Source organism: Moritella sp. 5 (assembly GCF_018219455.1).
Taxonomy (GTDB): Bacteria; Pseudomonadota; Gammaproteobacteria; order Enterobacterales; family Moritellaceae; genus Moritella.
This window is the reverse complement of the sequence record NZ_CP056122.1, coordinates 1,850,468-1,861,740: the sequence shown is the minus strand read 5'-3', so window position 1 is coordinate 1,861,740 and position 11,273 is coordinate 1,850,468. Positions and strand designations below refer to the sequence as shown.

Here is an 11,273-nt window from a genome sequence, read left to right as displayed (position 1 = left end):
TTACGCGCGGAACAAGGTGCTTTTAATTACAGCCACAGCCGCCACCACCGACACCATTACCGCCAATCGAACCTTGTTTATAAGCAAATACTTTTTCTGAAAACACATCAAACTCAGGCACTTCTCCACCGGGTTTCATGGATTTTTTCGCCAGAGTCCCTTTTTGCCAAGGTTTAACAGGCTTAACGCTAAACCAGTCACTAATCGCCGAGAACAAAGAAGGTTCTTCATCTACATCATTACTCACAGGTTCGGGGAATACCGATGCATTCAATACAGGATAAACAGGTATCGGTGCTGGTATCACTGTGGGTAAAACTTTTGGTATCGGGGTTGGTAAAGCACTTGGTATAACTGTTGGTAACACGCTTGGTATAACTGCCGGCATCGTTATTTTCGGTAACGCGCTAATAACAGATTGTGATGACTGGTGGTTCTGCACATTAACAGGCCTGATCACAACGATTGTCGGTGTTTCAGCTGTATGCTGACGAGAAGATGCCGACACTTCTGCGATTGTTTCCTGGCTTTTGTAAACCACATTAGAAATAGACTCCGTCACTTGGTAAGGTGAGTCTTGGTCTGTAGTCGTTACTTCGGCTTGCAGACCAAAACAGGTCAATAGCAGCGAAGAAGACAGTAAGGTTAATTGTGCATAAGGTTTCATTGACCTAGCCCCATACCTTTCAAGTCACTCATAATGACATCTCCAATATGATTAATCGCACCATAACGCACCTTTAACACTTGGCCTTTGTAAATGTAATACAGCGCCGGCATACCAATCGGTTGAAAATCATCAACCAGCGTTTGATCAGCATCGTTAACAACGCGGAATTTGATTCCCAACGATTTCTGAAATGCAATACCAGCAGCCACATTCTCATCTACATCGACACCAACAACATCAACCCCTAATGCATGCAATGAAGGCACTAACTGGTTTACTTCTGGCAGTTCAGCACGACAAGACACGCACCACTCAGCAAAAAAATCAATTAACGACACTCGATTGGGGTTTAACCCAAGTTGTTCCTGAGCGGCCGCAGAAAGCATTTCGCCTCGTTGATAAGCGTGCGCTTGGCTAGACAACAATAATGTGAACACCACAAGCCATTTTTTAAACATAAGTACCTCTAATACGATTAATTTAACTAATTTTTGAATTATTATTCTTAAGCCCTAGATAACATCACAACGCTAAACAGCTACTCTCCCAGTACAATACGTACCTTGGTTTCAGTATTGACCCTGATTGCATCCTTGAAATAGGCTGCTAACTCCGCAGTATTGTTCGCATCAAACACAGTGCCATTACTACCCGCACATTGTCGGAATTGCTTAATCCGTGTTGCCGATACCCCAAAACCGATGAAACTGACTTCAATATTAAGGTTTTGCTGAACCTCATCGCATAAACCAGCACGCATTAAGTCATTGAAATAATCTTGTCGACTATCACTACCATCGGTAAACAAGATCAAGCGCTGAGTCAGCGCGGTTGACTGTACGGGTGTAACATTCCACTCTTTTTGCCACTCCTCGGTCAAGGTGCGAACACCCCAAATAAACCCTTGGAAAGAAGCGGTACTCCCTCCAGTTGTTTCTAATAATTCAACATGGCGAATGACATTATTAAGATTGTTTGTCAGTGGTAAAATAAATGAGGTTTCGCTACAACGATCTAAATAACGATCCGGTGTTACTTCATTAAAATCCAATTTTTTAGAAGGATAATTTAACGACTGCACGGTTTTATCTGCATCTAAATTTCCATTTGTATACACCAGACTATCCACACATTTAGGACTGTCTTCAGAACTAAGTAACCAAGGCGCACCAGTCACACCAACACCCGTTTGAAAAGGCACAATAGAAAATCGAACCTGATTACTATTTGGATCAATATCGTTAATCACATCAGTAATTATTTTTTTTAATTCAGGTAAATCCCGTGACATCGAACCTGATATATCCAGAATGAGGGCAAAATCTACCGGGTCTTGAATCACATTCACATTACGGATCAATTTAGAGCGTGACAGACTGTTTGACTTCATCTCGACATTACCTTTAATATCAACGGGTAGTGATTCCAGCATCGCCGGTTTAAAGCGATATTGCGCCTTAATCTGACAGCCATTCTTGCTATTGAGGCTGACACTTTTATTCAGTACCGGTAGCACGAAATTGGGCCTGTAGTATTCCAAAATATTCTCTGTCACCTCGGTATTGTTACTTTGCTGATAAGCACAGGCAAGCACTGCTGAATCAGTCGCTTGTCCCGCACGAATTACAACTTGGCTATACATAGAAAAAAATACAGTCATGGCTAATAAGCTCACTATCGCTGGCAACATAAAAGCAAAGGTTAATGTGATCGCGCCGCGTTGACGTTGTATAAAATTCATAGTGATCGCCCTATTAATAACGCTGAACTCTGATAATAACGGTCGTTAAAATTGCGAATTAACAAAGGCGTTAAATTGCCTGCAATGCTATTTATGCCTTTAATACAAACAGTGACTTGAAATATTTCGGCATGTTGGCCCGCATTGAAACCTTGAATCGTGCCAATTGGAGACAAATCCGTTAAGGACAATAACGGCGGTCTCGATAAGCATGCCGCTCCAGCATTAATATCGTGTAACCTTGGTATCTGTGTTGCCACATCAAATACCACTTGTTCAACATGGATCCCCAGTTCTGCTGTGGATTTTGAAATCAACGTATTAAAACGACGTTGCGCAATCTGCAGTAAAGACTCCGTTAAGGCGGTTGAAATGACTCCGGATGTCGATGATTTAGAGGCTGAAACCAGCATGGCATTGTCACACTGCTCACACGCCACGATAGACGTGAGTGAATATGCCAAATTATCAAGTTTATTTTTTTGGCTAATAGCTTGATTTATATTCACTATAAACAAGACCAAAACGACCATAACAAATGTGATAACGGGTAATTCGATCACACTACTGCCACGCTGACCCGTACGCATACTCCATTTAATTCCCATGGCTGGCACCCCGCTCTAACGTCACTAAAATCGTACGATTAAAACTCGTTAAACGATTAAAGCTATCAATCTGACCAGTCATAAATAAAGCTTGGTAAGGATAAACCAGCGTGAACTCAGCAAAATCCTGATTCTGAAAATCGTCTAACCCCGAGCCATTAGCAAGCGCCGTCAAAGAATCGAAGTAACGCGCTTTAACAGTCATCTTACTGCTATTCAATAAAGGTAAATGTTGTTCAGACAAGGTCCGCTGTAATTCCCCCGTCAGATCTTGACCCGCCTTCGTCACGACTAATTGTCGAGTCGCAGAAACCAACGCGACATCGATAACACTCCCCACCATCATAAAACGGCTAATTTCGATAAGTGCTAACAACAATACAAAAAAGGGTAAAATACTTACCGCAAATTCAATGCTGACACTGCCTTTCTGACGGTGTTTTGTTTGACTAGACTTCATTGTCTTACCAAAGTTAATCGCGTTACTAACACTCATGGCTTAACCAGCTGTAACTCTTGTTGCTGCTGTAATTGTTGGTAATAAGCGGTGTTACTTTCCAGTTCAGCTTTAGTCAGATCTTGTTTTGCAATGGTTTTAGCTGCTTCAACATCCCCTTTCATGGCAAATGCGAGTGCTAAATTCTGACGACTCTTTGATGTTGAACTGCCGCGTAAATAATGCGAATAAAGTACATTAATACCTTGCTCTGGTTGACCGTCTAAAATCCAAGCTAAGGCTAAGTTATTACGATATTCTAGATTTTCAGGCTCGTTGGCTAACGCGCGAATAAAGGCAGTTCTTGCTGGGCTATAATCTTTAAATAATGCGTAATTAATACCGAGGCTGTTTAATGTTTTCGCATCATTAGGTAATAATTCTACTGCTTGTTTTAAATCCACTAATGCGAGTTTAACTTGCCCTAACCCTTGTTTTGCATTGCCCTTTTCACGTAATATTTGGCCGCGAGTTTCATCCGATTTAGGCGACGCATTCGATTCAAACCTTTCACTGGATAACAGAGACTGCGCTTTATTAAGGTAATGCAAGGCTAAATCAAACTCAGACATTTGGTTGTAAGCAGTTCCTAAAGCCAATAACAACGAAATATCCGTTGGCTGTAGTTTAAGTTGCTGGCGATAGATAGTAATCGCGCTTTCTGGTCGGCCACTTTCAAGCGCAAGTTGCGCGAGTCCACGGTCGTTTTTCATCTCTTCAGTGACATTAGCTTGGTGAGAGCTACACCCGGCCAACGTCAGGACGCAGCAGGCTAACAGCCATTTTAGTAAAAAAGACGTCATCATAATCCTCCTATGCTGTCTAATAAAACGAGAATCGTTGGCGCAACGATCAGTACGACCACAGGTAACATAATTAAAAGCACCACAGGTAATGACATTTTCGCTGGAATTTTTCCGACTCTCTCCTCTAAACGAAGGTACTGATATTGACGGCTATCACTGGCTATCAAACGCATCGTAGGTGCAATCTTACTGCCGTATTTTTCAGCCTGAGACAATGCAATGACCATATTTTCAACTTCAACTAAGTCAGTCCGTTTGGCTAAGTTATCCAGTGCGGTTAAACGAGAGTCTAATAATCTTAACTCCGCTTCGGTAATTAGCCATTCACGAGATAACTCAGGTGCAACAGCCTCCATTTCATGACCAACGCGTTGAAATACAGCTTCTAACGTTAAACCAGATTCAACACAAATCACCATCAAATCCAATGCATCAGGTAACGCCAGAGCAACACGATAATTGACTGTACGTGCCCGCCACTTCAACCAATGTTCAGCAAGTAAACCGCCTGAAATAGCGAAGACTAACGTTTTGGCTAACACAAATTTATCTAAGTCAAAGTCGACATACCATTGCCAAGTCAATCCACTGATTAACATCAAGCTTAATTTACTCACCAAAAAATACGCACCCGCTCGAGAACCATGAAACCCTGCTTTAACCAATAACATCGCGATATCTGGCGCGACGGTTAAACGCTGCCATAAGCTTGATGTTGACTCCGCGTTAAGTGAACGAGCCAGATCAGCATTGTGTTTAATCGATACCAATGCAAGACGCTGCAACAGCAACTCTCGGCGTTGAGCTGGACCATTAAATATCAATGCCATCACCGCGCCGCTGATGAGCAACACGACAGCTAACCATAAAGATAAAGTCATTAAGCACGCACCTTAGTTAACAAATGAATGACAGCTAAACCAAGCGCCATACTGGTCACTACATACCCCAACACTAAATGGCCACTAGCACTTTGGGTTAAGGTAATAAAAGCACTTGGATTTTTGAAAAACATAACACCAATCAGTATTACCGGTAAGCTTGCTAAAATTGCCGCCGTCATACGTGGCTCTGCCGTTAAACTTTTGATCTTCATTTTAATCGCGGCATTATCATGCACAGTACGACTCAAACTATGTAATACTTCACGAAGCTGACCACCGTTCTCTTCATTTAAGATCAGCGCGACACGAAAGAAGTGAAAGCTAACATAAGGCAAACGGATACTGGCTTGATCCAGCGCTTGCTTTAAACCAATACCAATTTCTAACCTATCGCGGATCAAACTAAACTCTCGGCCTAACATCCCCTGCTGATAATCAGCAATTTGCGCAATGGCTTGTGGTACAGAAATACCCGCCGATACAGCACGGGACATCTGCCCTAATACTTGGGTAAAGGCGGCTTCAAATTCACGATGTTGACGCACTCGCATCAGCCAATAACTCGCCCCAGCAATGCCAATAACAGAAATCACAATAATCATCATTCTCATCAAGTGTGAAAAAAAAGGCATGAAAAACCAAGTTCCCAGCGCCGCAGAAACTAAGGTTATCAATAACCAACGTTTAGACTGACGATCAAACAGCGAATCAATGCGCGACTGTATCTGCGACCAGTATTGCAGCAAAAAACCTGTTTTCTGCTGCCAAATAAACAAGGCTGAAGTTGCTGTATTAACGGTTAAATCAACTGCGGAGACTAAATTTAGTCGACGCTTTAATACCATTCGTTGTCGCTGGTATTGCAGTACTTTATAGCTGCTTAATAGGAACACTAAAAATAATAACGAACCAATAATAACCTGCATTATCGCACCCCTAGCGCTTGCTTTAACTGCGATTCAAGTTGGTAATAACGCACTTTTTCACTAAATCTCGGTAATATTTTTGCCGATAAAAATCGCCCAACAATGTCACCATGAGCATCCGTGTGTTGATAATCAAAATGAAATAAATCATGGGTAAGGTATTGATCACCTTCAAGACCAACAATTTCGGTAATATTAACAATGCGGCGTTTACCATCTCGCATACGCTCCACTTGCACAATGACATCTAAGGTACTGGCAATTTGACGACGTAAAGCCGATACAGGTAAATTAACTTCTGCCATCAATAACATATTTTCTAACCGAATTAAGGCATCATGTGGGGAATTAGCGTGAAGCGTTGACATCGAACCATCATGACCCGTGTTCATCGCTTGCATCATATCAAACGCTTCAGCACCACGAACCTCACCTAGAATAATACGATCGGGACGCATTCGTAGCGCATTACGTAACAGCTCACGTTGACCAATTGCAGGCGCACCTTCGACACTCGAGGGTCGCGTTTCGATGCTCACGACATGGGGTTGTTGCAGCTTTAATTCTGCCGCATCTTCAATCGTAATAATGCGTTCGTCTGGTGATATGCCAAATGACAGCGCATTCAACAACGTCGTTTTACCTGCGCCAGTACCACCAGAAATCAATACATTAATGCGCGAACGGGCAATAATATTAAGTACACTCGCCATTTCTGTCGACATCGCACCCAACGCCGCAAGTTGCTCTAAGCTGTGCTTTTTCTCATTAAATTTACGAATCGAAATACACGTACCATTTAATGCCAACGGTGGGATAAGTACATTCACACGGCTACCATTTGGCAAACGAGCATCGACCATCGGCGTTGTTTCATCGACACGACGACCAATTCGGCTCACTATCCGTCTCGCCAAGTTCAATACATGTTCTTCATCGCGAAAACTGACATCAGCGCGTTTCACTTTACCCCGCAGCTCAATGAAGACTTCTTTATGCCCATTGACCATGATATCGGTGATTTCAGGATCATCCATCAGCACCTGCAAAGGACCAAGACCAAGCATTTCATCGACAAGGCGCTGACTAATATTGCGTTGTTCGATACCGCCAATTGGAAATTGCTGACGTGCTGCAATGCTTCCAACCGCTTCAAATGTACGCTCCTCGAGCTCTTCTGGACTTAAGGTGACAACGACAGATGGCGCAATAATCGCCATAATCTCTTGCTGAATAGTACGAAAACGCTGTTCTTCAATATTGCTTGTCGAAGACACATCCGCAATCGGCACTGATAATGACTGTGTCGTAGATGATGTTTCAGATTGCGTAGCTGTCGTTACATTAACTCCAAACATTACGCCCCCTTAAGCCAGCTAAACAAGCGTGATTTAGACACTTCAGGCTCGCCACTGACTAGGCTTACTAATTTTTTCAGTGCTTTAGCATTTCGGCCTTTTTGATTAATCGCCAACACTCCCAATGCATTACCTCCTCGCATATCTGCTGGCGAATAAGGAATTTCCACATCGAACTTTCGACTTAGCGTCGACGCTACATCATTCGCTGTAATCAGAGACAAAGCCTCAGGTTTAGTATGGTTAAGCACCACTAACGTTCGTGTTGACGATGATTGCTCTAATTTAGCCAACAACTGGTTGGTACTACGAATAGACGCCAATGTTGGCTCAACGATAACCACACGAACATCACTGCTGTTTAACGTGTCAAAACCGACCTTATCGCGTAGACAAAACGCGGGGACATCCCACAATAAATGTGTAGCTTGCTGCAGACAGAAGCGAGACACTTTTTGCATACTGACCACATCGGGCCAAAAGTGTTGTTCAAAACCAGATTGATAGCCAGTAAACACATATAAATCATCATTTACCTTGAGACCGCTGCGCTGATAGATAACGGGTTCTAGGCAGTCAGGAAATTGCAACATTTCGACTAATGCATTGTTTGCTTGCACACTAAATTGCAGATCCAAATCGCCAGTTATAAAGTCCAGATCCGTACAAGCAACATTCATCCCTTGCTGCTGTGATAAACCCCAAGCAATATTCGCTAATAAAGACGTTGTTCCAGCGCCCCCTTTGGCACTAACTACCGTAATTTTACTCCCTCGAGGTTTACTATCTAGGGTATGCTCATTCGCCATTTGATTAGACATATTCACAATTATTGACCTCCTAAACTAGCAGCGACGCTACTCTTTTTATCTTTGTCTTGGTTATTACTCGCAACAGGCTGATAATAAGCTTCAACAGTGGCAACCGCTTTGCGTCCATCCGTCGCTTCGAGAGTACGTCCCACAATTAAATCACGTGGTGTTGCGACCATTTGCGCCAACGCACTGGTGTTAGCACAACCAAAGTTATCGCTGCTTCTAAATGCATTTAGCACTATATGTTTAGCTTTACCCGCCTGGCAACTTGGAACAATACTGCGGTAAGATTCAACAACTATCGCAACATCCGCGATTGAAGACGACTCGCTAAATTGACTCGAAACCTGAGATGGATAAATACCAGCCTGTTTCAAAATTGCGATTAACTCGGGTACTGCTTTATTGCCTTTATCGCTATAACTATCAATTCTGACCCGCAGTGCCGAAAGTTCGCCTCGCTGATAAATAAACTCAATAAGCGCCGCTTTATCACTTTCATTCAGTTTTTCAGAATCTAGCTGTATCGCTATTTTATGCGTTACAGCTTCTACTTTTACGTGTGGTTGTCGTTGTATAGAATTACTCATACAAGCACTTAACAAACCACAAACGATTAATATCAAAAATATCCGCATAACTACCTCAGTAATAAAACCCATTATCGCCAAGCAGTCGCGGCTGGCGATTGTTAGTGCGACTTTCATTGTCTGTTGAATTTGTGACATCCCTTGATACTGGCCACGCTAATAAACGCTCAACATCACTCATCGGGATCAAGCCATCCGTTGGTAAGGGTAACGAGTCTGCACGGGTTGGTTGCACAAGATACGCCGTGGCAATAATGATTAATTCCGTCTCTTCGCGCTGAAAACTCGTTGAACGGAACAGTGCTCCTAACACAGGAATATCACCCAGTAATGGCATCTTTTGTAACTGTTCAATATCTTTTGATTGCAACAATCCACCCAAAGCAAAACTTTGACCACTTGCCAGTTCTACCGTCGTTGATGCACGACGCGTAACAAAGGTGGGGAATGAAGAACTGCCCTGTGCGCCACCGATTTGAACATTAGTTTCCGACGAAACAGTACTCACCTCAGAAGCCACTTTCAGACTAATTTTATTGGCACTGAGTACGGTCGGTTTAAAGTCTAATTTCACACCAAATTGCTTATATTCAACAGAAGCTGTATCACTGTAAACCAAGGGTAATGGGATCTCACCGCCCACTAAGAACGATGCTTCTTCACCACTCATTGCCGTTAAATTAGGTTCTGCTAATACCGACATCATACCGTTCGTTGCTAGTGCATCAACAATCACAGAAAGATCTGCCCAGCCCGCTGGATTTAGCCCTCCCATTTTACCGCCAGAGCTGTCTAGAAAAGAAAACGTGCCGGTACCAAAGCCTTGCGAACCCCACTTAATACCCAACTTATTGGATACTTTACGTGACACTTCCGCTATCCTGATCCGTAAATTTACTTGGTTAGGCATGGTGACCTGCAGCTGATTAATTAACTCATCCTTATCAATATTTTTCTCTGCCGATTTATCTTTATTATCTGAACCTGTTGAATTCTGCGTGTTACTGCTTTCCTTACTATCACTGGACTCTGTGTTCGCTAGTGCTGACACATACCCTTCGGATAAACGCACTATCTTTTCCGCCATGCTCGGTGTTGGTACTTGTCCTTTCAAGAACAACTTACCAGCGGTCGATTCTGCGTTAAATATAGCATCAGGAAACTCGTTATGAATCAGTGCATTAAGCTCTATTACATTGTGGTTAACCTTAACGGTTGCAGAATAAATAACGTTTTCTTTCGCATCAAGGACATACAAAGACGTGCTACCGGTCTTTTTACCAAACACCATAATTTTGGTATTCGTTAACGTTTGGTAATCCGCAATGCCATTGCTGGCAATAAAGATAGATTTCGCTGTTTTCGGTAATACCACCAAGCGGGCTTTATTCAATACCACATCTAACGTTTGTGCTTGCAACAGAGTACTAAGCAGTAATAACGACAATGCACTCACTAGTTGTTTAATCATTTTCGTTTCCTGCATTGCTCATCACTCGTTTATCTTTAGCACGAAATTCAATTAAGCCGATATCCGGTTGCACTTGCTTAATTGCAGGCAAAATATCATCGACATGAATTGCTGGAATCACAGCGATATCAGTTTCGTTACTGTTTTTACTGCGTAAGACCATCGACAATGTACCAAGTTGATTGGCTAAGGTGATTTGATTTGCTTGCGCTGGTGACACTTCTAACGTCACCGTACTGTTGTCTGGAATAACACCTTTATTACTCTTTTGTTTTTCCATATAACGTACAATTTGAACTGCATCATTAAATGCCAATACACGGACATTCTGCGCGATGGTTTTAACATATAAACTTTGAGTTTCATTACCACGAGAGCGTAACTCTTGCGCTTTTGACGCAAGCAGTAACACATCAACGTGATCACCCGGACCAATTAACCCCGAATTCGCAGTTACTTCATCAACAGGGATTGATACCGCGCGATAATTTGGACGTAACATCAGGGATAAAAAACCACCTTGCTCTGGTTTTAAGAAATCCGACGGACTGAGTATTTTCCCCGTAATAAAATCACCCGCGGCAACCGTATTCTCTAAACGATCCATAGAAAAATTGGCTTTATCAATAAAGTCGATACGATCACGCACACTCGTTTCATCGACTGTTTTCCAAGCAAATAACGAAGCACGATAAGGGCTACCGATAGCTACCTTTTGTGCTGGTACCAAGACTTCATAAGTTTTTACCATGTTCTGTCTCGGAGTGCTTTTTACTGGTGCAGCCAAACTGAAGAACAGCCAAATTAACCCCAATAACGACAGACAAACAGACAAGTAAACTAAACGTTTTGCATTCATAATTATTGCTTCTATCTAATACGGTAAAACGTAATCACGCTAAATTAAC

The 11,273-nt window shown here is 42.5% G+C and carries 13 protein-coding genes; all 13 read right to left on the bottom strand.

Annotated elements, in window-relative coordinates; all coding sequences use genetic code 11:
• Positions 1–22: 22 nt before the first annotated feature.
• A complete protein-coding gene (locus HWV01_RS08345) occupies positions 23–667 on the bottom strand; it encodes a DUF4266 domain-containing protein (protein WP_211674936.1) in 645 nt (214 codons plus the stop codon).
• The gene (locus HWV01_RS08340; RefSeq protein WP_211674935.1) at positions 664–1,128 is read right to left on the bottom strand and encodes a TlpA disulfide reductase family protein; all 465 of its coding nucleotides are present in this window, start codon (positions 1,126–1,128) and stop codon (positions 664–666) included. The genes HWV01_RS08345 and HWV01_RS08340 overlap by 4 nt, the downstream gene beginning before the upstream one ends.
• A gap of 80 nt (positions 1,129–1,208) precedes the next feature.
• A complete protein-coding gene (locus HWV01_RS08335) occupies positions 1,209–2,411 on the bottom strand; it encodes a VWA domain-containing protein (protein WP_211674934.1) in 1,203 nt (400 codons plus the stop codon).
• Entirely contained in the window at positions 2,408–3,019 is a 612-nt protein-coding gene (gene tadF / locus HWV01_RS08330; RefSeq protein ID WP_211674933.1) for a tight adherence pilus pseudopilin TadF, read from the bottom strand. Before tadF ends, HWV01_RS08335 begins: the two co-directional genes overlap by 4 nt.
• The gene (locus HWV01_RS08325; RefSeq protein ID WP_211674932.1) at positions 3,009–3,515 is read right to left on the bottom strand and encodes a TadE/TadG family type IV pilus assembly protein; all 507 of its coding nucleotides are present in this window, start codon (positions 3,513–3,515) and stop codon (positions 3,009–3,011) included. Before HWV01_RS08325 ends, tadF begins: the two co-directional genes overlap by 11 nt.
• Positions 3,512–4,321 carry a lipopolysaccharide assembly protein LapB gene (locus tag HWV01_RS08320; protein ID WP_249185482.1) on the bottom strand — a complete coding sequence of 270 codons (810 nt, stop codon included), beginning with the start codon at positions 4,319–4,321 and terminating at the stop codon, positions 3,512–3,514. Before HWV01_RS08320 ends, HWV01_RS08325 begins: the two co-directional genes overlap by 4 nt.
• Positions 4,318–5,202 carry a type II secretion system F family protein gene (locus tag HWV01_RS08315; RefSeq protein ID WP_211674931.1) on the bottom strand — a complete coding sequence of 295 codons (885 nt, stop codon included), beginning with the start codon at positions 5,200–5,202 and terminating at the stop codon, positions 4,318–4,320. The genes HWV01_RS08320 and HWV01_RS08315 overlap by 4 nt, the downstream gene beginning before the upstream one ends.
• Positions 5,202–6,131: a type II secretion system F family protein gene (locus HWV01_RS08310; RefSeq protein WP_211674930.1), complete on the bottom strand. Its 930-nt coding sequence runs from the start codon at positions 6,129–6,131 to the stop codon at positions 5,202–5,204. Before HWV01_RS08310 ends, HWV01_RS08315 begins: the two co-directional genes overlap by 1 nt.
• Positions 6,131–7,489, bottom strand: a complete 1,359-nt coding sequence (locus tag HWV01_RS08305) for a CpaF family protein (RefSeq protein WP_211674929.1) — start codon at positions 7,487–7,489, stop codon at positions 6,131–6,133. Before HWV01_RS08305 ends, HWV01_RS08310 begins: the two co-directional genes overlap by 1 nt.
• The gene (locus HWV01_RS08300; RefSeq protein WP_249185542.1) at positions 7,489–8,310 is read right to left on the bottom strand and encodes a hypothetical protein; all 822 of its coding nucleotides are present in this window, start codon (positions 8,308–8,310) and stop codon (positions 7,489–7,491) included. Before HWV01_RS08300 ends, HWV01_RS08305 begins: the two co-directional genes overlap by 1 nt.
• A gap of 8 nt (positions 8,311–8,318) precedes the next feature.
• Positions 8,319–8,894: a CpaD family pilus assembly lipoprotein gene (locus tag HWV01_RS08295; RefSeq protein ID WP_249185481.1), complete on the bottom strand. Its 576-nt coding sequence runs from the start codon at positions 8,892–8,894 to the stop codon at positions 8,319–8,321.
• A gap of 55 nt (positions 8,895–8,949) precedes the next feature.
• A complete protein-coding gene (locus HWV01_RS08290; protein ID WP_211674927.1) occupies positions 8,950–10,365 on the bottom strand; it encodes a type II and III secretion system protein family protein in 1,416 nt (471 codons plus the stop codon).
• A complete protein-coding gene (gene cpaB, locus HWV01_RS08285) occupies positions 10,358–11,224 on the bottom strand; it encodes a Flp pilus assembly protein CpaB (protein ID WP_211674926.1) in 867 nt (288 codons plus the stop codon). The genes HWV01_RS08290 and cpaB overlap by 8 nt, the downstream gene beginning before the upstream one ends.
• Positions 11,225–11,273 lie beyond the last annotated feature (49 nt).